Annotated in this window: 22 protein-coding genes; 11 read left to right on the forward strand and 11 right to left on the reverse strand. The window is 58.5% G+C overall.

The genetic code is table 11. The features are described 5' to 3' along the window. The first annotated feature begins 4 nt into the window (after positions 1-4). From gmd to XH98_RS38035, 4 genes are all read left to right on the forward strand, one after another. Positions 5-1093 carry a GDP-mannose 4,6-dehydratase gene (gene gmd / locus XH98_RS38020; protein ID WP_271621614.1) on the forward strand — a complete coding sequence of 363 codons (1089 nt, stop codon included), beginning with the start codon at positions 5-7 and terminating at the stop codon, positions 1091-1093. Next, complete coding sequence (fcl, locus tag XH98_RS38025) at positions 1074-2024, forward strand: GDP-L-fucose synthase (protein ID WP_271621615.1); 951 nt, start codon at positions 1074-1076, stop codon at positions 2022-2024. The genes gmd and fcl overlap by 20 nt, the downstream gene beginning before the upstream one ends. Before the next feature lie 363 nt (positions 2025-2387). Further along, positions 2388-3266: a hypothetical protein gene (locus XH98_RS38030; RefSeq protein WP_271621616.1), complete on the forward strand. Its 879-nt coding sequence runs from the start codon at positions 2388-2390 to the stop codon at positions 3264-3266. A gap of 60 nt (positions 3267-3326) precedes the next feature. Beyond that, entirely contained in the window at positions 3327-4598 is a 1272-nt protein-coding gene (locus tag XH98_RS38035) for a hypothetical protein (protein ID WP_271621617.1), read from the forward strand. Positions 4599-4729: 131 nt separating this feature from the next. Here the strand turns inward: XH98_RS38035 and XH98_RS38040 are convergent, their stop codons facing one another. The 3 genes from XH98_RS38040 to rfbA form a co-directional block, all read right to left on the reverse strand. Beyond that, positions 4730-4870, reverse strand: coding sequence for a hypothetical protein (locus tag XH98_RS38040; RefSeq protein ID WP_271621618.1), 141 nt, complete (start codon positions 4868-4870; stop codon positions 4730-4732). Between the two features lie 201 nt (positions 4871-5071). Beyond that, complete coding sequence (gene rfbB, locus XH98_RS38045; RefSeq protein ID WP_271621619.1) at positions 5072-6139, reverse strand: dTDP-glucose 4,6-dehydratase; 1068 nt, start codon at positions 6137-6139, stop codon at positions 5072-5074. Positions 6140-6161: 22 nt separating this feature from the next. Continuing rightward, complete coding sequence (gene rfbA, locus XH98_RS38050) at positions 6162-7037, reverse strand: glucose-1-phosphate thymidylyltransferase RfbA (RefSeq protein WP_220001536.1); 876 nt, start codon at positions 7035-7037, stop codon at positions 6162-6164. A 109-nt stretch (positions 7038-7146) separates the two neighbouring features. Here rfbA and rfbC point away from each other — a divergent pair, with 109 nt between their 5' ends. From rfbC to XH98_RS38070, 4 genes are all read left to right on the forward strand, one after another. Beyond that, positions 7147-7701 (forward strand): dTDP-4-dehydrorhamnose 3,5-epimerase, encoded by a 555-nt coding sequence (gene rfbC / locus XH98_RS38055; RefSeq protein ID WP_271621620.1) that lies wholly within the window; start codon positions 7147-7149, stop codon positions 7699-7701. After that, positions 7701-8615, forward strand: a complete 915-nt coding sequence (rfbD, locus tag XH98_RS38060) for a dTDP-4-dehydrorhamnose reductase (RefSeq protein ID WP_271621621.1) — start codon at positions 7701-7703, stop codon at positions 8613-8615. Before rfbC ends, rfbD begins: the two co-directional genes overlap by 1 nt. A gap of 189 nt (positions 8616-8804) precedes the next feature. Beyond that, entirely contained in the window at positions 8805-10889 is a 2085-nt protein-coding gene (locus tag XH98_RS38065) for a hypothetical protein (protein WP_271621622.1), read from the forward strand. Positions 10890-11393: 504 nt separating this feature from the next. Continuing rightward, positions 11394-11822 (forward strand): hypothetical protein, encoded by a 429-nt coding sequence (locus tag XH98_RS38070; RefSeq protein ID WP_271621623.1) that lies wholly within the window; start codon positions 11394-11396, stop codon positions 11820-11822. A 118-nt stretch (positions 11823-11940) separates the two neighbouring features. On the opposite strand, the gene XH98_RS38075 is transcribed toward XH98_RS38070, so the two are convergent. The 3 genes from XH98_RS38075 to XH98_RS38085 all read right to left on the reverse strand — a co-directional run bounded on the left by XH98_RS38075 (position 11941) and on the right by XH98_RS38085 (position 16139). Further along, on the reverse strand, positions 11941-13017 hold the full coding sequence (locus tag XH98_RS38075; protein ID WP_271621624.1) for an acyltransferase family protein: 1077 nt from the start codon (positions 13015-13017) through the stop codon (positions 11941-11943). A gap of 397 nt (positions 13018-13414) precedes the next feature. After that, positions 13415-14761 carry an oligosaccharide repeat unit polymerase gene (locus XH98_RS38080; RefSeq protein ID WP_220001530.1) on the reverse strand — a complete coding sequence of 449 codons (1347 nt, stop codon included), beginning with the start codon at positions 14759-14761 and terminating at the stop codon, positions 13415-13417. Positions 14762-14813: 52 nt separating this feature from the next. Continuing rightward, positions 14814-16139, reverse strand: coding sequence for an endo-1,3-alpha-glucanase family glycosylhydrolase (locus XH98_RS38085; RefSeq protein ID WP_271621625.1), 1326 nt, complete (start codon positions 16137-16139; stop codon positions 14814-14816). 150 nt (positions 16140-16289) lie between these two features. Here XH98_RS38085 and XH98_RS38090 point away from each other — a divergent pair, with 150 nt between their 5' ends. Next, positions 16290-17393 carry a glycosyltransferase family 4 protein gene (locus tag XH98_RS38090; RefSeq protein WP_271621626.1) on the forward strand — a complete coding sequence of 368 codons (1104 nt, stop codon included), beginning with the start codon at positions 16290-16292 and terminating at the stop codon, positions 17391-17393. Here XH98_RS38090 and XH98_RS38095 read toward each other — a convergent pair. Next, on the reverse strand, positions 17362-18594 hold the full coding sequence (locus XH98_RS38095; RefSeq protein WP_220001527.1) for a glycosyltransferase family 4 protein: 1233 nt from the start codon (positions 18592-18594) through the stop codon (positions 17362-17364). The two genes, XH98_RS38090 and XH98_RS38095, sit on opposite strands and share 32 nt — an antisense overlap. After that, entirely contained in the window at positions 18587-19837 is a 1251-nt protein-coding gene (locus XH98_RS38100; RefSeq protein ID WP_271621627.1) for a WcaI family glycosyltransferase, read from the reverse strand. The genes XH98_RS38095 and XH98_RS38100 overlap by 8 nt, the downstream gene beginning before the upstream one ends. Positions 19838-20046: 209 nt before the next feature. On the opposite strand from XH98_RS38100, the gene XH98_RS38105 reads away from it, so the two are divergent. Beyond that, complete coding sequence (locus XH98_RS38105) at positions 20047-20655, forward strand: WcaF family extracellular polysaccharide biosynthesis acetyltransferase (protein ID WP_271621628.1); 609 nt, start codon at positions 20047-20049, stop codon at positions 20653-20655. Between the two features lie 21 nt (positions 20656-20676). Here the strand turns inward: XH98_RS38105 and XH98_RS38110 are convergent, their stop codons facing one another. Continuing rightward, positions 20677-21999 carry a hypothetical protein gene (locus XH98_RS38110; RefSeq protein WP_271621629.1) on the reverse strand — a complete coding sequence of 441 codons (1323 nt, stop codon included), beginning with the start codon at positions 21997-21999 and terminating at the stop codon, positions 20677-20679. A 145-nt stretch (positions 22000-22144) separates the two neighbouring features. Here XH98_RS38110 and XH98_RS38115 point away from each other — a divergent pair, with 145 nt between their 5' ends. Then, positions 22145-22828: an FkbM family methyltransferase gene (locus tag XH98_RS38115; RefSeq protein WP_271621630.1), complete on the forward strand. Its 684-nt coding sequence runs from the start codon at positions 22145-22147 to the stop codon at positions 22826-22828. Positions 22829-25236: 2408 nt separating this feature from the next. Here XH98_RS38115 and XH98_RS38120 read toward each other — a convergent pair. Both XH98_RS38120 and XH98_RS38125 read right to left on the reverse strand, forming a co-directional pair. Then, on the reverse strand, positions 25237-25464 hold the full coding sequence (locus tag XH98_RS38120) for a hypothetical protein (RefSeq protein WP_271621631.1): 228 nt from the start codon (positions 25462-25464) through the stop codon (positions 25237-25239). A 55-nt stretch (positions 25465-25519) separates the two neighbouring features. Next, positions 25520-25699 carry a hypothetical protein gene (locus XH98_RS38125; RefSeq protein WP_157083336.1) on the reverse strand — a complete coding sequence of 60 codons (180 nt, stop codon included), beginning with the start codon at positions 25697-25699 and terminating at the stop codon, positions 25520-25522. Positions 25700-25834 lie beyond the last annotated feature (135 nt).

The raw sequence follows: 25834 nt of genomic DNA on the forward strand, positions 1-25834 counted from the left end.
GGATATGTCGCTTGACGCGCCTGGATCTAAGATTGCGCTTATTACCGGAGCTACGGGCCAGGATGGCGCGTACCTTGCAGAATACCTGCTGGGATTGGGATATACGGTCCATGGCATTAAGCGGCGGTCTTCATCGTTCAATACGGCGCGGATAGATCACCTTTATCACGACAGGCATGAGGCCGATACGCGGTTCAGGCTGCACTACGGTGACATGACGGATTCAACGAACCTGATTCGCTTGGTTCAACAAATACAGCCTACTGAGATCTACAACCTCGCCGCGCAGAGCCACGTTGCGGTGAGTTTCGAAAGTCCGGAATACACGGCGAATGCGGACGCTGTTGGGGTTCTCCGTCTGCTGGAGGCCATTCGCATCCTCAGCATGGAGAAGAGAACCCGGTTCTACCAGGCGTCGACTTCGGAACTGTATGGGCTCGTGCAGGAAATCCCGCAGAAGGAAACGACACCATTCTATCCGCGCTCGCCGTATGCCGTAGCAAAGCTCTACGGCTATTGGATCACCGTCAACTATCGTGAAGCCTACGGCATGTTTGCCTCGAACGGCATCTTGTTCAACCACGAGAGCCCTATTCGCGGCGAGACGTTTGTTACCCGCAAGATCACCCGCAGTGTCGCCAGAATCAGCGTCGGATTGGAGGATTGTCTCTTTCTCGGAAATCTCGATGCGAAACGTGATTGGGGGCATGCTCGGGACTATGTCGTGGGTATGCACAAAATTCTCCAGACAGACCGCCCGGATGATTTCGTCCTGGCGACCGGTGAAACTCGTTCCGTTCGCGAGTTTGTCGAGGTCGCTTTCGCTGAACTCGGCCGCGAGATTGAGTGGTCCGGCAGCGGCGTAGATGAAATTGGTCGCGACAAGCGATCCAGGAAAGTGGTTGTCCGTGTTGACCCCGCGTACTTCCGCCCGACGGAGGTGGACTTGTTAATCGGCGATGCGACTAAGGCGCGCCAGCGCCTCGGCTGGAGTCCTAACGTCGGATTTGTGCAGCTTGTCAAAGAGATGGTTGCGAGTGACCTCGAAGCTGCAAAGAAGGAGGTCGGGCCCGGTGCAAGAGTCGCTGTTTGACCTTGAAGGGAGGAGCGTTTTTGTCGCTGGACACCGCGGCATGGTCGGCCAAGCCCTAGTCCGACGACTTGCGAGTGAGAAGGTAAAGCTACTGGCCGTACAGAAGAATGAGGTGGATTTGCGTAGACAGTCTTTGGTTGATGACTGGTTTGCTCAAATGCGCCCGGATGTAGTTTTTCTGGCTGCTGCGAAGGTTGGAGGAATCGTAGCAAACGACACGCTAAGGGGTGACTTTATCTACGACAACTTGATGATCGCGACAAACGTGATTCATGCTGCTTATGCCAATGCAGCAAAGAAGTTGGTATTCCTTGGCTCGTCGTGCATCTATCCGAAGTTCGCCCCTCAGCCTATCGGTGAGGATACCCTGCTAACTGGTTCGCTTGAGCCCACCAATGAACCCTATGCAATTGCGAAGATCGCGGGCATCAAGTTGGTCGAGGCATATCGCAGGCAGTACGGCGCTGACTTTATCAGCGTAATGCCGACAAATTTGTTCGGGCCCGGCGATAACTTTCACCCGGAACATAGTCACGTGGTGGCTGCGCTGATTCGACGTTTTCACGAGGCGAAGACACAGGGTTTGCCTGAAGTCATCGTATGGGGAACCGGGAGGCCGCGTAGAGAATTCTTATATGTTGATGACCTCGCGGACGCCTGCGTGCATCTTGTAAAGCGTTACTCTGGCGAAGCAGCAGTTAATATCGGAACGGGTGAAGACATGACCATTGCCGATCTTGCCGAAAGGGTAGCGCAAACCGTTGGATACGCGGGTACTATAAAGTTTGATCCTTCCCGTCCAGACGGCACTCCGCGCAAGCTCCTCGATGTCGGTCGGCTGACGAGCCTGGGCTGGAGCTACAAAACCCCGTTCAGCGAAGGACTCGCACGTGCCTACCAAGCGTACTTGAATCGCGAAATTGATCGTTGATGCGCAATACTGCTCAATCTCTGCGCCGGCGAACCCGACCAATGAGGCGGCATGCGATTCCTACCGAACTTTGTAGAAAGGGAACCTGATCCTCGGTTTTCAGCGATGAGCTCGACGCGACGGGATTTTATTGGCGCGCTGCTAGCTGCTTCTGTCATTCCTTGCGATAATCGTGCCAAGGCAGAGAAGCTCGTGATGCCTGTCATAAAGGGAGCGATACGATGGGACGCTTGGTATGATCGGGCGGGAGCATCAGCATATGCTCAAAGATCTTTAGGGCCGGAGAAGTTTCAAGGACGTGCGCCCGCGCATTGCCGATCGCTATCACGTTCGCAGGTAGAATGTGTGGGGACATCGGATGTCATGGCGGCCGAACTCGAAGCTGCAAAGGATGCTGGAATAGATTATTGGGCTTTTGTTTGGTACCCAGAGCACGAGCCTGATACTCGCAGCTTGCGAGTGGCCTGGAAACTCTATCAAGCGAGCGCTATTCGCAGACTTGTAAATTGGTGCATGATCACACCCATTTCCGAGTTTGGTGCTTACCCATTTTCGATTGATCGCTCCAACCACAATATTGACGGGATTCTGGATCTCCTGGCTCAGGACGAGTATCAGCGCGTCCTTCAGAACCGTCCACTCTTGTACGTGCTTTGGAACGATCGCGACGTCGAAAAATACTTTGATGCTTCGTTGAAAAATGTAGCCGATGCGTTGGAGCGCTTTCGCGAGGGGGCAGCGAGGCGTCAAATGCCGGACCCTTATATTGTGATCATGGGAGGCGCGCCAGATGTGTCTGCGACCTTGGCGCATACGATTAAAGCAGATGCGATAAGCAACTATATTTCGTCGTTTTCCAAGATCGGTGCGCAACCCTTCTCCGAGTTGGAGCCTCAAGTCGAGTCCTTCTGGCGAAAGCTCGTTACGACCGGGGTCGCATCAATCCCGATCGCCATGATTGGCTGGGATACGAGGCCTAGGCTTGAACAGCCGGTGCCTTGGCAACATTCGGATCCCGTCGCGAATCCGAGCGATCAAAAATATTACGTTGATGCGAATCCGGAGGAATTTGCGAGGCATATTCAACGGGCTGTCGATTTTGTGAGGCTGCATCCCAGGGAGTGCCCTGCGAAATCTATCCTGATTTATTCATGGGACGAGTGTGACGAAGGCGGCTGCATTCTTCCCACTCTTGGGGATCCCCGCGGAGTCTATCTACGTGCGCTGAGATCGGTGCGTTAGCCCGAAATTAGCAAGAGTTGGCGTCGGGTCCGATTCGCTGATGATCTGAGGGGAGATCCAATGTCTGACAGGTTGTTCTATGTTTCCGCGGAGGCTGGAAAAACTCCGCCCTTCCTCAGATTTGCCGGAGAGCGCTTAAGAAATTTCTTGGTGCCAAAGCCCCAAGACGTTGTGACTGCGGAAGTATCATACGTCTTCGTGTTGCCGGTAAGCGACACTCGAGTCTTCTTTGATGAAGCCGCAATGGATGAGACCTCGGAAAGATTCTTTCTCTCGCACGTTCCTATGTCAGTACGTGACGATGTTGCCGTCGGCCGATCCATTCTCATAATCGATATTTCGAATGAAGGAATCTACTACTCGAAGAAACTTTTCGACAGCATTTGTCGTTGGCTGAGCTCGCATCGAATGGAAGAGCGCCGCATTCTGATTCTCAATCAGAACAGATCGTTGGGGAAGCTTTTTGCTCGAGACTTCCCCGAATCTCGACTTGTCTTCCTTGACTATGACTATTTCATCAGATCCGTTTCGTGCTTATTCGATCCGGTTAGATTCGAGCCGTTCCTTATTCAGACGCTGCGCAATCAAGATTTGACGTTGGAACAGTATCGCCGACCGTTGTCGCCAAAGACTTCGAGCGCATTCTTGTGCTTAAACGCGACGCCGCGTCCACATAGAATGTTGTTTGTGGCGCTACTTAAGGAGGCGGGGCTTCTTTCCAGCACTCTGTATACGTTCCACGGTCTCAGCAATCAAAAGGGAGCGCAATTCGGGCCAGAAACGGCCGTTCGCTTGGCGCAGAAGCTGGGTTTCACGTCAGTGACCGAGGCTGTTGAGAGCTTCTATGGATGGGTTTCTTCCTTTGAAGATAGATTTTCCGAGCGGGGTAACGATCTCGCAATGAGAATCGATACCGATGTCTACGACAGGTCATTTGCTTCCCTGGTCACCGAAACAGAGATTTCTGATGGCGATATGACTCGCGTGACCGAGAAAACCTTGAAGCCGCTGTTCATGGAACATCCGTTGCTCGTATTTGGAAATGTCGGGTCGCTCCGAATCGTTCGAGACTTGGGATTTCAAACGTTTTCACCTTATATCGATGAAAGTTACGACGAGCTGCCCTCGGCGGCTCAGCGAACAGCGGCCTTGTTACGGTCGATTAGTCGCTTGAGGGATTCAATTGAATCTGCAGATTCAGCCGTACTAGGGCCCCTACAGGAAATAGCGCGGCACAACTCCCGTTTTGCTCGGGAGTGCTTCTCTTCCGAGTACGAAATTAAGTACGAGTTTCCAATAGTGCGCTTTCTTAGGGAAATCTCGCTGCAATGACATCACGAATTCTCTTGAACCGAGAGTTGCGAGCGGAACGGGCTCCACAACAGGCCGCGAGACGATTCTCGCAGCTTAGACTTGCGTGCGTGGACGCAGGAATTTTGCCTGTCTAGGTCCTTACATACCAATCACCTGGAGACGCCTTCAACCACCCGCATGTTCGTCTCGGGCAGGCGCGTGTTGTGAACGGGAATTCTGACCTGGTGCGCGACCGCTTCGTCCAGATTGCCGGTCTTCAATGCGAGATCGATATCCTCGAAAACTCCCATGGACCATGCGCTCCGGATATGTCGCTGCGTCAGCGCGATTCAGGCGTTACGGAATTATGGGATGATAGACGTTTAGCATCGATTTGCCCGACGGGTCAAGCGGATTTTCGGAATATCGAAAAAACTGACGCTGCGGCTACTGTGCATGGGGTTGTTTTCGCGCTTTTCGTGTCGACCACCCCAGGCTGAGCCGATAGCCGCCTACTTGCTCAACCCCACCCGCTTCGTCTGATACCCCCGCTCGATGATCGCCTGCCACCAGGGCTTCTGTTCGAGATACCAGCGCACCGTCTTCTCGATGCCGGTCTCGAAGTTTTCTTCGGCGCGCCAGCCGAGCTCGGTCTCCAGCTTGGTGGCGTCGATGGCGTAGCGGTGGTCGTGGCCGGGGCGGTCGGTGACGAAGGAGATGAGGCGGCGGTGCGGGCCGGCCTCGCCCGGGGCGAGGTCGTCGAGCAGGTCGCAGATGGTCTCCACCACGTGCAGATTGGTGCGCTCGTTGCGGCCGCCGACATTGTAGGTCTGCCCCGGCTGCCCGCGCTCCAGCACGAGGCTCAGCGCCTTGGCGTGGTCCTCGACGAACAGCCAGTCGCGGATGTTGCTGCCGTCGCCATAGACCGGCAGCTTCTCGCCGGCGAGGCCCTTGATGATCATGTGCGGGATCAGCTTCTCCGGGAAGTGATAGGGCCCGTAATTGTTGGAGCAGTTGGTCACCAGCGTCGGCAGCTCATAGGTCTCCCGCCAGGCGCGCACCAGATGGTCGGACGAGGCCTTGCTGGCCGAATAGGGCGAGTTCGGGGAGTAGGGGCTGGTCTCGGTGAACAGGCCCTCAGCGCCCAGCGAGCCGAACACCTCGTCGGTCGAGATGTGCAGGAAGCGGAAGCGCTCGCGCTTCTCACTGGGAAGCGAGCGCCAGTGCCGCAGCGCCTCCTGCAGCATGGTGAAGGTGCCGACGATGTTGGTCTGGATGAACTCGCCGGGGCCGTCGATCGAGCGGTCGACATGGCTCTCGGCGGCGAGGTTCATCACCGCGTCGGGCTGGTACTTCTCGAACAGCTGTCGCAGGCCCGCGCCGTCGCAGATGCATTGCTGCTCGAAGGCGTAGTGCGGATTGCCCTGGGCGCCCGGCAGCGAGTCCAGATTGGCGGCATAGGTCAGCTTGTCGATGTTGACGACCCGCGCATGCGTGTCGCGCAACAGGTGCCGCACCACCGCCGAGCCGATGAAGCCGGCGCCGCCGGTCACGAAGATCGTCGAACCCTTGAACCGCATGGCCCCGTACTCCAATGGCGGGTCAGCGCGCGAAGCTGCGCGCGACCGATTGCAAATATTCGCCGTAGCTGCTCTTGGCGGACTTTTCGGCGGCGATCTCGAATTGCTGCAGCGAAATGTAGCCTTGCCGAAGCGCGATCTCCTCGGGGCAGGCGATGCGCAGGCCCTGGCGCTGCTCCAGGATCTGCACGAAATGGCTGGCCTCGACCAGCGAGGCATGGGTGCCGGTGTCGAGCCAGGCAAAGCCGCGGCCGAGCACCTCGACATAGAGGTCGCCGCGCTCGAGATAGGCCTTGTTGACGTCGGTGATCTCGATCTCGCCGCGCGCCGACGGCTTGACGTTGGCGGCGATGTCCAAAACGTCGTTGTCGTAGAAATAGAGCCCGGTCACCGCGACGTTGGATTTCGGCTGCTTCGGCTTCTCCTCGATCGAGAGTGCGCGGCCGGTGCCGTCGAGCTCGACCACGCCATAGGCCTGCGGCTCGTTGACGACATAGCCGAACACGGTCGCGCCCTTCTTGCGGAACGAGGCGCTCGACAGCATGCTCGGCAGGCCGTGGCCGTAGAAGATGTTGTCGCCGAGGATCAGCGCCACCGAATCCGAGCCGACGAACTCGCGTCCGACGATGAAGGCGTCGGCAAGGCCCCGCGGCGTCTCCTGCGTCGCGTATTCAAACCGCAGGCCGATGTCCGATCCGGTGCCGAGCAGGCGCTGAAACAGCGGCTTGTCCTGCGGAGTGGAGATGATGAGGACGTCCCGGATCCCCGCCAGCATCAGCGTCGAGAGCGGGTAGTAGATCATCGGCTTGTCGAACACCGGCAACAGCTGCTTCGACACCACCGTCGTCACCGGATAAAGGCGCGAGCCGGTGCCGCCGGCGAGAATGATCCCCTTCATAGCCCCTCACAGAATTTACCTTTTAGAAAGTTAGCAGATGGCGTGCGGTGCACAAGTTTGTTATAAACCTAAGGTAAACTCTAACACGCCGGGTATCTAGGCGCGAAATATGAATGTTATTGCGACTGAGCTTCCAGAAGTCCTGATTATCGAACCAAAGCTGTTCGGTGACCAGCGTGGTTTCTTTTTGGAAACCTACCAATTTCAACGTTACGTAGAAGTGGGAATACAACGTCCTTTCGTTCAGGACAACATGTCCCGCTCGGCCCGCGGCGTGCTGCGCGGGTTGCATCTGCAAAACCCCAACACCCAGGGCAAGCTGGTCAGCGCCATGCGCGGGCGCGTGCTCGACGTTGCCGTCGACGTCCGCGTCGGCAGCCCGAATTTTGGGCGGCATGTTGCCGTGGAATTGAGCGAGGAGAACCGCCGGCAGCTATGGGTGCCCCGCGGCTTCGCGCACGGCTTCGTCGTGCTTTCCGAGACGGCCGACTTCTTCTACAAGTGCGACGACCTCTATAGCCCGAAAGACGAGGTCTCCATTCGCTGGAACGATCCCGCCATCGGGATCAAATGGGGTGTCGATAATCCCTCGCTCTCTCCCAAGGACGCGGACGCCCCGTTGCTCGCGGAGGTCAAGAACCTTCCAGTTTACGGGCAAATCTGATGCGGGTGCTGTTGACGGGAACATCAGGGCAGGTGGGTGCGGCGCTGCGTCCCCTGCTCCAGGAGCAGCATACGGTGCTCACGCCAGGCCGTGACGCGTTCGACTTGTCGAGGCCCGAGACTCTGTCTGCGAGGCTTGATGCACTCGCGCCCGATCTCATCATCAATCCGGCGGCCTATACCGCGGTCGATAAAGCCGAAGACGAAGCAGCGCTCGCTTTCGTGATCAACGGCGATGCGCCGGCCGCCATGGCCCGCTGGGCCGCCGCGCGCGGCGTCCCCATGGTTCATATCTCGACCGACTATGTGTTCGACGGCAGCGGCGACCGCGCCTGGCGCGAGGACGACCCCACCGGTCCGCTGTCGGTCTATGGCCGCAGCAAGCTGGCAGGCGAGAGCGCCGTTCGGAGCGCCGGCGGGCCGCATCTCGTGGTGCGAACCGCCTGGGTCTATGCCGCGAAAGGCGCAAATTTCATGCGCACCATGATACGGCTCGCCAGCGAGCGCGACTCGCTGCGCGTGGTCTCGGATCAGTGGGGAACGCCCACGACGGCACGCACCATCGCGTCGGTCTTGGTCGAAATCCTGGCGCGACGCGAGGCAGACCTGTCCGATGTTTTCGCCCGCGCGAACGGACTGATCCATCTCACCAATTCAGGCTCGACCAGCTGGCATGGGTTTGCGAGCGCAATTGTGGAAGGGCTGCGGAGGAGGGGCGTGCCGCTGAAGGCGGCCGAGGTCCTCCCGATCGCTACCAAGGACTATCCGACCAAAGCCACGCGCCCGGCCAATTCGCGACTGGATCTGACGCGCCTGAACGAAGCCTACGGGCTTGTGCCTCCAGCCTGGGAGCGCGCGCTGGCCGAGGAGCTGGACGCGCATCTCGAGGTGGTTGGGGCGGCGCTTCGTCAATAGCACGTGCGGCTGACGAACTCGTGAAGTCAGCGTACGATAGATATCGCCCCGATCACGATAGCGGCTGGGTGGCGATCCCGTCGGCATGGAGCAGGCCCGCCCCTGGCGGGCTGATCCTGGCCCCTTGCAGGCCGTCCGGAGCTATTCAACAATTGACCATTGTGGGTTGCGTCTATTGGGGCATTACTGATGTCGTCAGCTTATTCATTCATCTCTCTTGATCCCTTGCTGCCCGCCATCAGCAGCGTCAACGGGCTCAACAATTCCGGTCAACTCGTCGGCACTTTCACGGACTCGGGAAGCGTCGCTCACGGCTACAGCTGGAAGAATGGCATTCTCACCCCTGTCGACGGCATTTCGAACCCCTTCTATGTGAACCTTCTGAGGGGCATCAATGATGCTGGTGACGTCACCGGATATGCTTTTGTGCCGTCAAGCGGACTCCCGCATGCCTTTGTGGTACGCACAGACGGCACGGTGATCACAACGCAGGTCCTGGGAGACACTTATCCGGTTGGAATCGATAATAGCGGTCAGATCATCGGCAACGGGGATGATGCCCTCCATGCTGTCAATATCGCTTTCATTGCCAATCCACCCTATGTCGCCATCAGCCAGCTGTTGGCCGATCCGCAGCAGGTACGCGCCGGCGCAACCTTCGTGGAAGGCATCAACGCAACCGGTACCGCCGTCGTCGGCTTTTACTACGGCACGACGCACGAGCAGGCTTTCATCTACGACGGGACGAACTACGCGGACGTTCCGGCGCCAGCCGGCTCAGACAGCGTCGCCTATGGCGTCAACGACCGCAGCCAGGTCGTCGGCCAATATTCCGATCAGAACGGCACGCATGGATTTATTTACGACGGCACCACGTTTCTAACCGTAGACAATCCGCTTGCTATCTACGGTACGAGACTGTGGGGGATCGACGATTTCGGCCAGATCATCGGCACTTATGTTGACGGCTCGAACCAAACGCACAAGTTCCTGACCACGCCCGACCAACTCACGCAAGCGCAGGTGGTCGGCATCCTGACGCCAATGACGGGCGGTGCGACCGGCCAAATCATCGATTATCTCCATGCCCGGGGCTTGCTGCTGAATGGCGCGACGATCACAACCGGGAGCGGGAATTTTGCCCCGGTGCTCCCCGGCGCCCAGTTCGCGATCCTCGCCGGTGCGCAGGAAACCATCACCAGCGGCGGCACGTTGAAATTCGTTGTCAATTGGATCGCCAATTCAAATCTCGTCGTGCACGGCTCGGCCGATATCGGCGTGTCCGCAGCAATCGGCAACAATCAGATATCGCTGCAGGATTCCGGCAACGACACGGTGTTCCTGGCGGGTGGCAACAACACGGTTTCGGCAGGAGCGGGGGACGACACTGTCTACGGTGGTGGCGGCAATGACGTGCTCATCGCCGGCAGCGGTGCGAACTCGCAGTTTTGCGGCGGCTACGGCAATGATGTCTTCGTTGGTGGCGCGTCCAACAGCTACGTCGACGGCGGCGCTGGCGACGATACGATCTATGGCGGTAGTGGCACCGACGCGCTGCACGGCGGGAGCGGCCACGACGTCATCTACGCGGGCGATGGCAGCAGCTATCTGTTCGCTGACGCCGGCAACTCCACGCTCTATGGCGGGTCGGGTTCGGACACGATGTATGCAGGTTCAGGCGATGCGCGGCTGGTCGCGCTCGGCAGCAACTACAACGAACTGTATGGCGGTCCCGGCAACAGCGTGCTGATCGCGGCGGGGAGCGGCAACACCCTGATGGTCGCCGGCAGCGGCAACAATTACCTCCAGGGTGGTGGCGGCGACGATACAATGTACGGCGGCGCCGGGCGCGATACGCTGCAAGCCGGCAGCGGCCATGATCATCTCATCTCGCGCAGCGTGGCGGGGCCAGCCGGGCAGGGCAATCTCCTGCAGGGCGGCTCGGGCGACTCCGTGCTGTGGGCCGGCGCCGGCAGCGATACGCTGTTTGCCGGGTCGGGCCACGACATTCTCATCAGTGGCACCGGCTCATCGCAGATGACCGGCAGCAACAACGGCAACACGATCTTCGAGATCGTGTTTCACACTGGCAACGACACGGTCACTGCGAGCGGCACCGGCAACGTGGCCTTTATCGATGGACGGGCATCAACTGACGGGATCATCGTGACTTCCGGGGCGATTACGACGATTACCTTCGCCGACACCGGTCAGGCCCTGAGCTTCACGGGCGTGCAGCAACTGTACTTCACTGACGGGCCATATTCGACTTGATCTGGTTCACAGCACTGGCTGGCTCCAGAGCGGCGCGCTGCCCGCCGGCCATGCCGCGGGCGTTGTGTCCTTTGTTGTGGTTGAACCTTGGCGCGTCGATATCATGGTAATTTTATCACGGTGTACGGATCGGCGGCCACTTCGCCCATGCCCCGTGCACGCTGCGCGTTTGACGAACTCGTGACGTTCACCATTGAACTTGGCAGAAAGTCGTACAGACGTATTCGTCAGACAGGGGGATTGTTGGAAGCGTCCGGGTTTGTCGTTTTCTGCGAGACTTTTGAAGCGTTCATTCTCATGGCGTGACTGGGGACTTTTCGAATACGGAATCCTTTTCTGATCAGACGGGGCCTTTGGGAACCATCAGCTTAATTTGATCTAGATGACAGCACGTGTGCTTTGCGCCTGTCACAACCATGTTGCTGCCATCAAGTTATTGAGGAGTTGGCGTGAGCTTTGCTGTGTTGGGCAACGCCGGCCTTTGAGTCGTTAGGGGGTGTCTTAATGAGTGGCAGAACTGTGCCAGAACGGATCAACGAATTCCTCGTCCGCTGTGCCGGGCGCGCCTATTGCGATCATTGCATTCAGGAGCGGCTGGGGCTCCGCTGGCGCCAGCAGGTGCAGCTGGTCACCGCCACCCTTGGCGTTACTTCAGGTTACAGCCGCAGCACCGCGATCTGCTCGACGTGCGCGGAAAGCAAACAGGTCATCACCTATGTCACGCCATCGCAGATCGCAAAGCCGATGCTGAAGCTGCCGACGTCTGCTGTGAGATCTCCAACGAAGGCGAAGGGCGACACGCTCTATAGTGAGACCGATCGTAGCGGCGAAGCCGCCGCTGTCCCAAGGTGCCGGCGAACAGCAGAACAAGGGGAAAGACCAACGACGCCGATCGAGCGGCTGCTCAACGATGTCGCGATCAACCGCAGGTGACCTTCGGGAGTTCCGCCGCTGTACAGGCGGTGGACGCTGCTAGGTGCAGCCGGCACCACGCGCGATATCCAGCCCGATGGAATGAGGCGGCCGCTTGGCCGAGCGGGACTGCCGCCGGTCAAACCTCGCCCTCGACCCTCCGCGGCGCGGCGGCCTGGAGCACGGCTCCGGTCGGAAAAGGCGCGACAGCGTCTGACACATCGGCATGTTTGGACTGGCCAACCCGCGCGGCGACCCACCGCGCGCGCAAGCGGTTGGACGGCACGTCCACGAGCTTCCAAATGAGCCAGCTCAAGACGGTGATTGCCGCCACCGCGACCGCGACGTGGGTCAGGCGTGTCGCCATCGACCCGCTCGCCACGTCAATGAGGTGCAGCACGGGCCAGTGGACGAGATAGATGATGTAGGACAGGTCGCCCAACATGCGGTCCAGCGCTGGGGTCTGCTGCTGGGTCGTGTAGATCGTCCACGGCAGAATTGCCCCCGTGACTGCAATGTTGAGATATTCGTTGAACCTGAACAATGGGCCAGGATGCGCGCCACCCAGGAGGATGTCGCGATAGGGACATATCGCGAGCACCAGCAGCGCCGCACTGACCAACGCGCCGCTGCCGAGAGCCAGGGATCGTGACGGATGCCATTGCGCCGCGAATGCGGCAGCGCCGGCAGAAAAGAAGATCAAATAGCGCAGCACCAGGCCGGACGGCGTGGCGAGGCACGCGGCGACGGAGAGGCAGAGGCTGGCGACGATGGTCACGCGCCAACCATAGACCACGCAGATTGCCATCAAAGGGGCGACGAGATAGAATTGCATCTCAATGTCAAGCGACCAGGCGGGTACATTCGGCTGGATCGGCAGGCTTGCGTAGCCGAGAATGAAGATACTCGAAAACGCTTCGGCCAAGGAGGCCACAGGCCCAATGACCGGAGCGTCATTGGGCACCGCGATCAGCCAGGCCCCGACAGAGCAGATCGCAAACACCGGCCCGAGCCGCCAGAACCGCGAGATCAGGAACGTTACATAGGGTCGTCGACAGGCCGCGTACTTGGCGTGCCACATCGAGCACACCCAATAACCGCTGAGAGAGAAGAAGCTATAGACGGCGGCGTGCCCGAGATTGAAGCGCGAGACATGGGTGACGACGACGATCAGCGCGAGCAGCAATCGGTATTGCCCGGGACCTGCCCAATTCATCAGTTCAAATCCTTTCGTCGCCTATCCGAGATGCGTTTCGGAAGCAATCGTCAATCGATAGCGTCCTGGCGCGGCGCGAGCGAGCAGTCCCGAGGCTCACGGTTAAAATCGCATGCAGCATAAAGGAGCCTTGCTGCGGCCGAAAGAGCACGCAGCGGCACACGCAGAAAAGGTGCGAACAACCGCCGTGGCGCCTCGCATCTCATCGAGCGGTGCGGCCTAATTGCGATCCCCCCGAGACGCGCCAGGTGAGCTTCAGGTGCAGGCCGATACCTGCGCATTGCCAACCGCCGACCAAAAGTAGGAACCCTGGGCGACGGGATCCGCACGAGGGCCTTCGACCACGGCTTGATCTCCCTCGCCACACTGCGGTCCTTCCATGGGCAGCCAGGCGCCCTCAGGCCCGGGCGCGGTTGGCGACAACCGGCTGTCGTCCCCACAGGATCCGCTCGATGAAGTAAGCGAAGACAAGTGGACCGACACAGAACAAAAAGAAGTCAAGAATTTTATGGCTGCCGTCGCGCGCCCACTGCAACAGCAGGCTGACCATCCAAAAATAGGCAAGGTAAAAATAAACCGAAATCGACGGCCGACAAAAGCGTTTGAAGATGGCGCCGAAAAATGCCCCGCATAGTCCCATGGTGATGACCACGCCAGCATAGCCGAAGCTGATCCAACCATCGCCGACGAGGGAGGTGGTCCTGGAGGTGAAGCGTCCATAAGCGTCGAGGTTCACCCATTGCACGGGTGAGCCGACGGGTTTGTCGGGCCACAACACGCGAGGGATCGGCTGGGTGAAAATACCAAGGTACTGCGTGAAGTAGGAGTAAGTCTGGCTGACGTCTGGAACCTTCGCGATCACATAGCTGAGGAAGTCGAAATTGGCGAAGTCTGGATGGGCGCCAAAAGAGGATTTCGCAATGTCGAAGCTGAATTCAAACTCCCCGGTGGTCAGGAATTTGACCAGGCTGTCGCGGTTTTGGCCAATCGCCACGAATAACCCCAAAACGATGGCCATACCGACGTAGTGGTTCCAGGCGAATGTGTGCCGCTTGTGGATGTACAGCGTCATCATGCTTGCGACCAAAGTCGAGATCACAATCTCCCATCTCTCGCCAAGCTGCAGAGCAACAAATGCGCAGAAGAAGATGGGAAGAAAGGACCACCAGCGAGCGCGGGTCACGTGAATGAGCAGGGCAGCGAAGGGGAACGCGAACTCGCGAGCATTGACGATATACGCCGTGGTGTCATTAAAAAGCTTTTGGCCTGTCGCCGGATCGACCGTCATATTGATCTTTCCCAGTTCCAGAAACACTTCCACGCCGTACGTCTGACGCATGGTGAGAGCGAGGAGAAACGAATAGGCGATCAGAGGAAACAGCAAAAGGAATGCGAGCTGAAACGAGCGCACCTGTGTGCGCGTGAGCTCGATGGAGTTGAACGTCGGCTCTATCGATCTAAAACCAAGCACCGCCAAGTAGGCAAGAATGAAGCTGAGCAATCCGAGGTCGGCAACGAACAGCGTCTTTAGAAAGATGCCATCGTCGGGCATGTACATCATGAATTCAAATTCGGAGCGAATATCAAAAAGATACACCACTACCGGGCGTTGCACAAATACGATGAAATGGAATGCGAGGTAGATAAATAGTCCGGAATAGATGTTTAGAAAGCCGCGCGAGTGCAGGCCGACGACGACGCCTATAAAGAAGATGACGTGAATGATGAGCGCGATTTCGATCATCCGAACCGTCGTGGACTTGGTCGCATAGGGCGACGTAAAGGACCTTTGTTGATCATGGTAGTCGGATATCACCTCCGAAATAATTAAAATTGCCGATTTGCCCTAGTTTTGTGATCGGAAATTCCAGTTCTTTCTGGCCAATCACTCGGCCATCCTCCCGAATTTGGATTGCAACTGGTCCCTCTGCAAGTTCAAACCGGTGGTGCTGGATACCTGGGGGAAGCGTTGCGGATTGACGCCTTTCACCGACGGCGACTTCCACCGTCAACGTTCGGGGCAGGAATGCCGTCACGTAGATTCCGTCGACGAGGCTCTCCCATCCCTTAGGGCGTCCCTGTTCGCCCGTTTCAGCGGAAGCGATGCCATGGGCGAACTTGGAATGAAGCCGATAGAAGTAGTAAATCGCAGGATGTTGGATCACCGGGGGGGCGGACGATTTGAACCATGCGATAAAGTAACGGCTAGCCGAAAGGAAAGCTTCATGACTGAGCAGCGGGCCCCAATGATAATTCCACAGGTCTTGCTGCCGGATGTCGCCGAACGGCGCAACATACGTCGATTCACCCCAATCGTTCCAGGTCACGATTTCAACCAGGTTTGCTCCGCTCTCAATGGCAGCGGTCCATTGGGCGGCCATGCCTTCGAAGCCTCCGCTTTCGAACACACGGTAGTTGTGACTCAGGCCACGATAATAGGGGGAGATGCCGATCATTGAGATCTTGCCGGCAATTCGGCTGCGTTGGGCGACCAGACGGCCGTCGCTGGGCGGAGACGCATGACCAAGATCAGGCCCAAAGTTGAAGTAGCCATCCATCTCGGGGTGTTCTCGGTACAGCCGGTCAAGAAATTCCGCAGTAGGATGGCTGTAGTTTCTCGCCCAGGACGCTCCGGAGAGATATTGATAATTGGGCACGAGAAAGGGCTTCAGCCCCAACGACGACAGCCTTTGTGAGAGGGAGGAGCCCCACTCCGGTACCCCCGAAAATGTACTGACGACGGGACGGTTGTCGATCCGCAGGTATGCAGGGCTGCGCGATAGTTCGGTAAGCATCGAAACAGTGTCTTCAACCGAGACATCGTCAAAGGATACGAAGAGCTTGAAGGATAGAGGGCTTGCCTCGGCGGCTGCAAAAATCCGTTGGCTGATGGCGCGGTAGATCGGCTCGCGCAGCCAACTCGGCATGTTAAGCACAAATCCGTCGATGCCATAGGATTGGGCGGTCTGGATCTCCCGCTTGAAATCGTCAACCGTTGCACCCAAACCGCTTGCTGGACAGCAGACCATGTAGTGCGCGAAGACCATACGAGGCACCGGCGACACTTCGGCATGGACGACCGTACCGAACATTCCGCAACCCAAGAGGAGGGAAACGATCATGAGAGCCGTTCGCAGCACTGCTGTCTCTCCGACGTCTATTGACAGACTTGCACTAGGGGTCCCCGGCCACTACCCCCTTTGATGGCTCGAGCCGAATCCTCTAGTTTGGTTTTCTCGCATGGGTAGGACGACCGCAGCGGCGAATTGGGCATGATGGGCGAAAAGCGTAACATCGTCATTGCCGCGGCCTTTCCCCCGCCGTTGCACGGACTGGCAAAGATATCCGAGTCGATTGCATCGGATCTTGCCGAGTTCGCACACGTCCATCGTTGCGATTTGTCATCCCGCTCTCTGCGACGTTCATGGGGCTACCATTGGCGGCGGGTTTCGTCAGTCCTCATGGCAGCAGTCGGAGTCCTGCGCAACGGGCTGCGTCCGAACCCTTGCCTTTACATTCCTGCGGACGGCGGCTTGGGTTTAGTTTACACGATCCTCCTAACAGGACTGGCGCGCCTGTCGCAACAGGCGATTGTCATTCATCACCACAGCTTCTCCGCTATCGACCAGCGGCGCTGGCTGATGTCCGCTCTGGTTTCAATTGCCGGGAATGGCGCCGTCCACGTCTTTCTCTGCCGGATGATGCAGCTGCGATTTCGGAAAAACTATCGAGGGGAGTGGAGGGGGCTTATCTCGTCAAATGCCGTACATCTCTCCGCCGCCCCCGACAGGCGCTTGCGGGAACGTGATGAGATCAGGATTGGGCTCCTAAGCAACCTTACCACGGAAAAGGGACTTTATCTTTTTCTCGACCTCCTGCGAGCGTGCGTACAATGCGGCCTTCCGATCACGGGGATGCTTGCGGGCCCGATCCAGTTCGAAGAAGACCGCGCCGCAGTGGAGTCCGCCCAGCGCCAGCTTGGAGCGCGACTGATCCATGTCGGTGCGCTTTACGGTCCCGACAAGGACGAGTTTCTGGCGGAGCTCGATGTATTTGTGTTTCCAACAGGGTACCGCAACGAAGCCCAGCCGAATGTGGTGTTCGAAGCCATGTCGGCGGGGACGGCAGTGATCACATTTGCCAGAGGCTGTCTGAGCGAGGATGTGAGCGAAGACTGCGGTCCCATCATCGATCCGTCCGATGATTTCGTGTCGGCCGCTTGCGCGCAGATCAAGAGTTGGAGCGATGATCGTAAGTCGCTCGCGGCCGCGAAGGCCGCTGCGAAGAGGCGGTTCGTCGCGCTTCGGGCAACGGCCGCTGCAGATTACGGTAATCTGCTCTGCGCTATTGCCGACTTGGAGTTACCAGGCTCGTAAGCCTTGTGTCGGGGGCTCTCGGGCCGTCGAAGCGCGCAGCATAGGTCCGACGATAGGCTGCGGTGATCCGCTCTGCCGTTTCGGTCATAGTCGGGAACGCGTCGCGGCTTGCAATGGCGCCTTCGCGCAAGCTTTGCCGCAGTGATCGAGATGCGTGGATCTTGGCTATGGTATCGGCAAGCGCTTCAGGTGTTCGGGGCGGAACGACAAATCCGTTCACGCCTGCTCTGATGACGTCGCGGGCGCCGACATGCTCAGTAACGATCGCCGGCAGGCCGCAGGCGAGCGCTTCGGTTACCACAAAGCCGAATCCATCCTGAACCGACGGTAGGACAAGGAGCGAGCTGCTCTGGTAGAGCCGCACGAGATCCCTGCGGCCAAGTGGTCCGAGATAGCGGAATAGTCCCTCGTAGGGCTGGAGCGCTCGTTTCATCTCGCGTCTCATTGTGCCCACGAAGATCAGTTCCGAGTGCGGTAAGTTCAGGCGTTTCCAGGCCTCCAGCAGATAGACGTGGCCCTTGATTGGATTGAGTTCGGCAACGCAAAGCACCCGAAAGGGCAAGTCAACGGCAGGGGTGCCTGCGGGCACGAACGTCTCGAGGTCGGTCGGCAGTTGAATTATGTCGATGGCGTCGGCCGAAAAGCCGGCGTCAACGAAGCTGTCGCGAACGAGAGTCGAGAGGCAGTAGATCCTATCGCAGAGTTCGATTTCGGCGAGGCTATTGCTGACATCAGCGACGTAAGGGGCAGGCGCGATTGACAAGCGCTCAAGTTCAATGCGCATTTCGCGTTCAAAGAACGCAGGATGGCAAACGATCGGATGTCCAAGGATGGCGGCGCCCTCGCGCTTGGCTCTTTGCAAGAGGCCGACGGCCTTGCCCTGAATCACGGCATGCAGCACGTCGCAGGGCCGCCAAGCGGCATGGGCGGCCGCAAGCCATAGCGAATCGTAGAGAGGATAGATCGTATCCGCGAAGGCGTGATTCAGGTATCGGGCATGAAATTGAAGAAGGTATTCCTTCAAGAACAGATTCCGAGCCTGGGATCGCTCGATTTGTAATCGCGCGGCGTTGCTCGATAGCCGCGCGGCGTAATAGACGCGGCCCAAATCCGCGACCCTGTTCAATTCGGGAATGAGCTGAAGCTGCTTGAAATCACCACAGACCGCAACATTGACCGTTGGCCTCGCGATGTCAGCCATGCATGCGCCCGCGGTTGGCGATTTCGACAAGTCTGGCCTCGAACTCGCTCAGAATGATTTGCTTGTCCCAGCGCGTGCACGCCAGCGTGCGTCCATGCGCGCCCATGCGCATCCGCAAACCGGGATCTTTGGCAAGTTTCAGTATCGCCTTCGATAGAGCCTCCCGGTCAGATGGTGGCACCGCAATGCCGGCACCATCGATTTCGATCGCGAGCTGGGTGCCGGGGTTTGCCATCGCGACCGCTGGTCTGGCGGAAGCTAAAATCGGAGCAAGCTTGGAGGGCAGCATGAGATCGGAGATCTGGGCGCGTTGGGGAATCAAGTGGATATCGGCAGTCGCAAGCAATTCCCGCATTCTCTCGTCTGGTTGCAGATCAAGGAACTTCACATTCGAGAGGGGAGCCGTGATCTTGACCAGATGCTTCAACATAGCCCCGGCACCGCAAAACACGAACACGACCTCAGGCGCCTTGGCCTGGAGCTCAGCTGCGGCGTCTGCAAGGCTCTCGATGCCTTGTTTGGCCGCGATACTTCCTGCATAAAGAGCAACGATATGGCGATCGGACAGACCGAGCTGTTCTCGGAATCGAGTCATTCGATTCGCCGGACTGATTGCTTCCGTGTCGACCCAATTGCGGAATTTTACCGTGCTTGCGGGTGGAGCGCCCTTGGTATGCAGCCGATCCATCATCCGAGGTGAAATTGTCGATATGCGATCAAACTTGCTCAAGATGATCGACTCGACGGAGGTCGCCGCACGGCGAAGATTGTTGCCTGCGAGCATGCCAAGTTCAAAGGCGGCATCCAGCTCGAAATCCTGAACGTGGAGCCAGCTCGGAGTCGCAAACATTCTGGAAACGGCCAGAGCCATGGGCGCGATCAGGAAGGACGGTGTTACGGCCAGCAGGACATCCGGCCGGAGTTGGCGCACCGAGGCCAGCAGCTTGGGGACGCTGGAAATTGCAAAGGAGGCGTGACTCAAGATCCGACCACGCTTGCCGGTGGGCACAACCCGGGGCAAATAGAGCGGGCAACGGCGGACCTTGACCCGATTTCTGATTTCGTGCTGGTAGGATCGGTTGTCGTAACCTTCGGCAAGTACCCAATCGGGATAATAGGGGTGAGCCGTTACGACCTCGACCGTGTGGCCGCGGGATGCCAACCACTCGCACAGCTCGCTAGAATATTTCCCGATTCCCGTAAGTTCGGGAGCGTAATTGAGGCCGTACGCCAAAATTTTCATGAAAAAGTCAAGTTGGGCAGCGCCATCTGCACAGTAATACCCTCGGCCTTAGGCTGTGTGACCAGGATACCACGCGCTCAACGTGTGCTACCAGGATTTTGTATGGCCCCACCTGCCGATGACCAAAGGGTCAGCGTAAAGCACATCTTTAGATGGTATGGTGCATGAGCGAAAGGCCCATTTTACAGCATTCTGAACGATTTGGACGAATGGTTTACCAGCCGCAAGAGCGTTCCAAGATGCCAGAAGCAGACCGCGTTCGCGTTCAGGATCTTTCCAGGTATGCAAATCCCAAGGGGCTCCGCGGCCGGCCCGCCCCGTTTGTCCAATTGTGGTGGATCGTCGAGGCGCTGCTGGTCCGGCCGACCCCGCAGATCTTCTTTGCTTGGCGAAGACTTATTCTGCGGCTTTTTGGCGCCAAGATCGGCCCGGGCGTACTGATCCGGCCATCGGTGCGGATCGTCTATCCCTGGAAAGTGTCAATCGGAGCGAATTCCTGGATCGGGGACGACGTGAATCTCTACAGCCTTGGCGAAATCGAGATCGGCCATGACGTGGTCGTGTCGCAAGGGACCTATGTGTGTACCGGTTCGCACGATCACCGGACCCCTGACTTTCCAATCTTCGTCCGTCCCATCGTTATTGAGCCCGAGGCTTGGGTTGCGGCACAATGCTTCATCGCTCCAGGGGTCAGGATCGGCCGTGGCGCTGTGGTGCAGGCTCGCGCCGTCGTGATGCGCGACGTTGCTGCCGGAACAATCGTGGGCGGTCATCCCGCTGCCGTGATTGGCTCGCGGCTTTCGGGTCAGCCCACGTAGATCGCAGCCAACGTCGACTACTCATTTCGACTGCTGCGCGATCCGACCAAGGATCTGGTTGCCGGAGAGTGCGCCGCCGATTTCGGGCAGAAGGAGACAGATCCCAACTATTACTAGTCGGCCGGTCCATGGCAGCAGGACCGCAGCGGCTACGATGCCGATAAGAAGTCCCAGTGCGTAGCCAAGCGCGATCAGCCCGACTTGGTTGAGGGCGCTTGCTGCGAGCAGTGTGCCGTCGAAATAGCATCCTAGCAGCGCGACGAGCGCAAGTGCGATCATGAGTTCCCAGTCCAGCGGGACATGTCCTCCGGTCCACCGCGGGACAATTGTGGGTGCCAGAACCAATTCTGCAACTAGCAACGCTGCAGCCAGGAGCGTCGCCTTGCGGAGCATTCCACGAACCAGACGACGAACATTTTTGGTTTCGCCGCTTGCCCACAAACGACCGATTTCTACCTGGGTGGCTTGCGAGGTCATGGTGGCGAGATTCCGTGCCGTCTTCGTATAAGTGGCCAGAACGCTAAAGGTCGCCAGCGCCACCGGTCCGAGGCTGTGTGATACCAACAGCCGCGGCAGATAGATGCCCAGAATGTTGACGCAGACGAAGATCAGGAAGAAACCCGCCGCCGAACGCCAGGTGCGAGTCAGAAACTCAAGATCAAAATTTGCCAGCGAAAATGAAAGCCATGACACGCGGTAATAGGCCCAGACCAGGTGAAATGCGACATTAAGAGCAGCTCCAGCGAGCATGATTCCGGCGACAGCGAGAGGACCAGCTCCAACGCGAAGTGCGATCGCGATGCAGACGAGCTCGATGGTCTTGGATATTGCAGCAATTGCATTCGGCACGGCGGCGCCGTGCGCTGCCGAAAGGGTGCCGGCGAGGGGCTCGCTCAGAAACGTGACGAGGGTGGCTCCTGCGAGCATCACGACTAGGAGCGCGGGCATAGGCATATCATCGAGCCCTATCCCGACGAGGGCTCGCAGATCCGCAACGGCAACGATCACTCCCAGGCCGACAAGGCTGATAGTGATACTCGCCACAATGGTGACGAGCGATGTAACGATGACGCGCGATGCCTTGCTGAATTCGTTGCGCGTTGATTGCAGGATGACTTCGGCGGCGGCTACTTGCCCAACTCCGAGATTCGCCATTGCCGCAAAGCCGGCCAGGGCCGCGACGGCAAGCCATTCCCCATACGATTGGGCGCCCCAGCTGGACAGAAACAAAGGCACGAGAATGATTTGCTCGGCTACCCGAATGGTTCGCGCGAACAAATAGGCCACGAATGCGCTACGGATCCGTCGCCGAACAGCGGCGAAGTTAATGGCGACGGTTGTCACTGCAGTTGTCCCCGCAACTTGTTACGGCGTTAATACAAATTGGCAAACTCGAAGAAACCACCGCGCGAGTCTGATAGGGTGGCCACATTATCGCTCGGAGCATGTCTCTAACAGATCGCATTGGTGAACGGGAAATCTTACCGCGATGGTTAATTTGGTTCCGCCTCGTCTGCTCTCGCTTACCAAGAACTTGATGGTCCCCGAAGGCCGCAGCCCGCGACGCGTTAGATCCGGTCTGTACAAGGATATTGTGCTCGATCTCAACCTGCATTCGCAGACCCAGATGATGCTCGGACTTTGGGAGAGGGAGACCTACGCTTTCGTGCAAGCTGCGGGGGCCAATGTCCAATGGCTGCTCGATATTGGAGCAGGTAGCGGAGAAATGACGCTCTACTTCCTGCGCCAGGGCAATTCGATCAAGGCGATCGCAGCCGAGCCGGATCCGGCGGAGGTGGATGCGCTGCGACGCCACCTGCAGCTCAACGGATTTTCGAAGGATGCCTGCGACATTATTAACAGCCCTGTCGGCAGGGGCGAGGGGATGATCCCTCTGGCGGACCTGCTTCGCCCCCTGCAGGGGCGGGGCTTCATCAAAATCGATGTCGATGGTGCCGAGATGGAGGTTCTCAGGAGTGCGGCAGATCTTCTCGACCAGGCAGATGTTGCCCTCTTGATCGAAACCCACTCGCGTGACTTGGAAGCCGAATGCACAGCATGGCTCATCGAGCGCAACTACAGGACATCAATCATCAAAAATGCCTGGTGGCGACGCATTGTGCCGGACGGGCGGGTGATTGCGCATAATCGATGGCTGTCGGCTGTCAGATAGACGATCCGCCAGGATACGTCGAAAGGGGGCTGCACGGCGCTCTCCGCTGCTGGCTGTGGTTGGCTGAGAAGATCAACCTGGATCGCGAGCACCAGTCCGGCGACCGCCAGCTGTTGCTCCAAGTGCTGAGTCAGCGTCAGAACGACTTGGTCGTGCGGGCAGCTCGCTTGAAAGGCCCGCAGTTTAGCCCAGAGCTCGCAAAACAGCTGCAACGCGTCCTGTTAGGGCTCAGGAGCATCGGAGGAGGGGTCGAGATGGACGATGTCGAAGTGTGGCTGCATCGGCAGAGCCTCCGAAATGAGCTCGCGCTTTAAGCGGCGGGCTCGCGATTGAGCTTGCGCACATGGGCGCATAGCTTTGGCGGTGGGGTGGAGCGGTGTCGATGTCCAGCGTATGATCAGGGAGCAAGTCTAGGTTGAGACGTTCTTGACTCTCGCTGAGATCTACGGAAACATCGCGATATTTCAACCAGGTTTTTTTTGGAGCATTCGCCATGGCAACATTTCACATGGACTCTTCGGTTACTCAATCGGTGACGCGAGCTGTACCTAAAGCCGCTGTCCTAACTTGCACGGCAACTAGCGTCCCCGATGTCTATGCGCACGCCATTTGGGTTGTCGTCGGTGATATAAGACAGTTCACGCTACACGCGGGGGACAGCATGGTTGTTCCTGACGCGGCAACCCTGACAATCTGGATCTTTCGGAAGAATCCGGGGAAAAGCACCTGGAGCGCCGATTTCGATCTCACTTAGCGGGTGCGGAGAGGGCCCGGTTTATCTCGCGTGAACGTCAACGACGATCACGGAGGTTCCGCGCTGCCTTCGATTCTCGCCTGATATTTCCAGCGTTAACATGTCGTTGATCGGCGCGCCGGCCGGCTCGCTGTAGCGAAACGAGGGGCCAGCGATCGTGACGCCGCCGGCGCTTGGCGGCGACGTCAATTTGACGCCATCGAGCAGCATCGTTTTTCCGACGCCACCCTTGGAGGCATTCGCCTCCGCTACGCATGTCGAAACTCCAGCGCGCAGTATCGGACGTCACTTCAAAGCGGGCGGGATGGGAAATGCACTCTCCCGCTTCGGCTTCACAAGCGATGAAAGCCCAATTGAGCCCGCTCAGTACTAACGCCAAAGTCGGGCTAAGGCGCGATCAAGGGTGCGATCGGGCCATCGGCTCTCGCAACGCGGCACAGAGGCAAACTAACTCAACGCTCGCTTTGCGGCGGATCTGGGCGCGGCTTGGCTCGGTTATCCCGCGTTTCCGTGAAACGATGGCGAAGCCGAAAATGGGCTCCAACGGACGCATCTCTCAGCAAGGTGCCAGCAAAGGCCGCCGCAACCAGCGTCCTGGGTTAAATGATGTGCGTCGAAGGGAACGCTTGCGAACCATCCAGGGCTGCCTCGACGAGATCACGCCGGAGACCGACCCGACAGGAACTATCGCCACTTCCGCGCGGTTGACCTGCTTTACATCGGGAGAAGGTCAATGAACCGAAGATCTCTTTGTCTTGCTGCTGCGTTGTCTCTCGCCGTCGTTACGCCGGTCCTTGCACAAGGAGGTGGCGGTGGGGGCGGAGGTGGTGCCGGCGGCGGCGCGGGTGGGGGGGCCGGGTCATCCGCCAGTTCAGGCGCAGCGAACGGCGGCCCTTCGGCACCTTCGGGGATGGGCACGAATGCGACCACGACAGGCGCGCATACCAACAACTCCCCCATCAATCCGAATGTCCAGCCGCCAACGCCAAATGGGACGGCGCCCGCGACCGGCTCCAGTCAGACCACGCAAAGCGGCACTAATCGATCTGGCATTACAGCAACAAACGGCTCGAATGGCGTCAACGGCCAACAGATGAGCCCCGCTGAGGAGGCAAGGACGGGGGTCAAGACGCTTCCCCAAGACCAAACTCCGGGTGCTGTCAGCGCACCAGGCGTTGGCGTCGGACACGCGGCGAACGGCTTGCCGATCGGCACCCCCGGCTCCGGGACCAGCAATGTGGATCAGAAGTAAACCAAGACTGTTCTCTCGACCGAGGGGCCCGCTACGGCGGGTCCAGTAAGGGCAGCCACTATGTGCAGTCGCGCAGGCTTCGGCGTCGCCTCGATGCAGCGGCGGTGATCCTTCAGACACACGGATATTTCCTTGATTAAAGTGCCTGGCTCCTTCCTGGCCGGCACCGGTGCGAGGCGAAGCCGACATCAATGCCGAGTTCGCTGGACTGGTCTGTTGGGCGCCGCCGCCAGCATCTCTGGCTTCTGCAGGCACGGAGCCTGTAGTCTGCAGCCAGCCGTCCAAGCAAGGTGACTGCGTCCGGCCGCAGGAAGGGTTTTGAATAGCTTCAAGTTATCGAAACTAAAGAGGCCGCCATCCAAGGCGGCCTCTAAAATTGCGAGCTACTCGGGGAAGGCGAACTCAGAAGGGCGGCTGCCCCGGCCCTGAGCCCGGGCCAAACGGGCCGCGCAGGTTGCCTGGACCCTGCAAGCCGCCAAGGATAAACCCGCCGACCCACTCCACGGCATCCTTGATGGCGCCGCCGATGGCACGGAAGGCGTCTCCGAGCCAGTTGCCGCCGACAACCGCCTCGAGTTCTGCATCATTCAGTTCGATGATTTCCGGTTTCGCACGTTCCAGATTCAGCATGTTAGTCGCTCCTTTTCAAATGATGGATGTGATGAATTGTTCGAAGGCGCAGGTCTCAGCGATGGAAGATGCCGCCAGGCAACCAGGGGTTCGGACCCATGGGCTGGTGGGTCGTGATCTTCCCATCCACGATCCAGGGCCCGATGCAGCCACCGTCATTGATGAAGCCGCCGCACACGGAGCTCAGTTCGCGCTCGTCCAACTCTTTACGGTCTCGATTGCTACGCTCGGTCATTTGTGTCTCCCGCTGTTGTGGAGGGGTCCATTCCCTCTCATCTCGTGACCACAGGAGTATCGCGGCCCGTGCGCTTAGACCGTGAGACGGGTCACAGAGGCGCTGCTGGCTGAACTTTGGGGAACCGTCGCATCC

The sequence above is a fragment of the Bradyrhizobium sp. CCBAU 51745 genome, assembly GCF_028128715.1.
Lineage (GTDB): Bacteria > Pseudomonadota > Alphaproteobacteria > Rhizobiales > Xanthobacteraceae > Bradyrhizobium > Bradyrhizobium manausense.

What these genes read in the sequence shown, in the direction of transcription:
- gmd (WP_271621614.1), top strand. Translation starts at nt 5, where the DNA reads ATGTCGCTTGACGCGCCTGGATCTAAGATTGCGCTTATTACCGGAGCT.
- XH98_RS38030 (WP_271621616.1), top strand. Translation starts at nt 2,388, where the DNA reads ATGGCGGCCGAACTCGAAGCTGCAAAGGATGCTGGAATAGATTATTGG.
- XH98_RS38035 (WP_271621617.1), top strand. Translation starts at nt 3,327, where the DNA reads ATGTCTGACAGGTTGTTCTATGTTTCCGCGGAGGCTGGAAAAACTCCG.
- XH98_RS38040 (WP_271621618.1), bottom strand. Translation starts at nt 4,870, where the DNA reads ATGGGAGTTTTCGAGGATATCGATCTCGCATTGAAGACCGGCAATCTG.
- rfbB (WP_271621619.1), bottom strand. Translation starts at nt 6,139, where the DNA reads ATGCGGTTCAAGGGTTCGACGATCTTCGTGACCGGCGGCGCCGGCTTC.
- rfbA (WP_220001536.1), bottom strand. Translation starts at nt 7,037, where the DNA reads ATGAAGGGGATCATTCTCGCCGGCGGCACCGGCTCGCGCCTTTATCCG.
- rfbC (WP_271621620.1), top strand. Translation starts at nt 7,147, where the DNA reads ATGAATGTTATTGCGACTGAGCTTCCAGAAGTCCTGATTATCGAACCA.
- rfbD (WP_271621621.1), top strand. Translation starts at nt 7,701, where the DNA reads ATGCGGGTGCTGTTGACGGGAACATCAGGGCAGGTGGGTGCGGCGCTG.
- XH98_RS38065 (WP_271621622.1), top strand. Translation starts at nt 8,805, where the DNA reads ATGTCGTCAGCTTATTCATTCATCTCTCTTGATCCCTTGCTGCCCGCC.
- XH98_RS38070 (WP_271621623.1), top strand. Translation starts at nt 11,394, where the DNA reads ATGAGTGGCAGAACTGTGCCAGAACGGATCAACGAATTCCTCGTCCGC.
- XH98_RS38075 (WP_271621624.1), bottom strand. Translation starts at nt 13,017, where the DNA reads ATGAATTGGGCAGGTCCCGGGCAATACCGATTGCTGCTCGCGCTGATC.
- XH98_RS38080 (WP_220001530.1), bottom strand. Translation starts at nt 14,761, where the DNA reads ATGATCGAAATCGCGCTCATCATTCACGTCATCTTCTTTATAGGCGTC.
- XH98_RS38085 (WP_271621625.1), bottom strand. Translation starts at nt 16,139, where the DNA reads ATGATCGTTTCCCTCCTCTTGGGTTGCGGAATGTTCGGTACGGTCGTC.
- XH98_RS38090 (WP_271621626.1), top strand. Translation starts at nt 16,290, where the DNA reads ATGATGGGCGAAAAGCGTAACATCGTCATTGCCGCGGCCTTTCCCCCG.
- XH98_RS38095 (WP_220001527.1), bottom strand. Translation starts at nt 18,594, where the DNA reads ATGGCTGACATCGCGAGGCCAACGGTCAATGTTGCGGTCTGTGGTGAT.
- XH98_RS38100 (WP_271621627.1), bottom strand. Translation starts at nt 19,837, where the DNA reads ATGAAAATTTTGGCGTACGGCCTCAATTACGCTCCCGAACTTACGGGA.
- XH98_RS38105 (WP_271621628.1), top strand. Translation starts at nt 20,047, where the DNA reads ATGGTTTACCAGCCGCAAGAGCGTTCCAAGATGCCAGAAGCAGACCGC.
- XH98_RS38115 (WP_271621630.1), top strand. Translation starts at nt 22,145, where the DNA reads ATGGTTAATTTGGTTCCGCCTCGTCTGCTCTCGCTTACCAAGAACTTG.
- XH98_RS38120 (WP_271621631.1), bottom strand. Translation starts at nt 25,464, where the DNA reads ATGCTGAATCTGGAACGTGCGAAACCGGAAATCATCGAACTGAATGAT.
- XH98_RS38125 (WP_157083336.1), bottom strand. Translation starts at nt 25,699, where the DNA reads ATGACCGAGCGTAGCAATCGAGACCGTAAAGAGTTGGACGAGCGCGAA.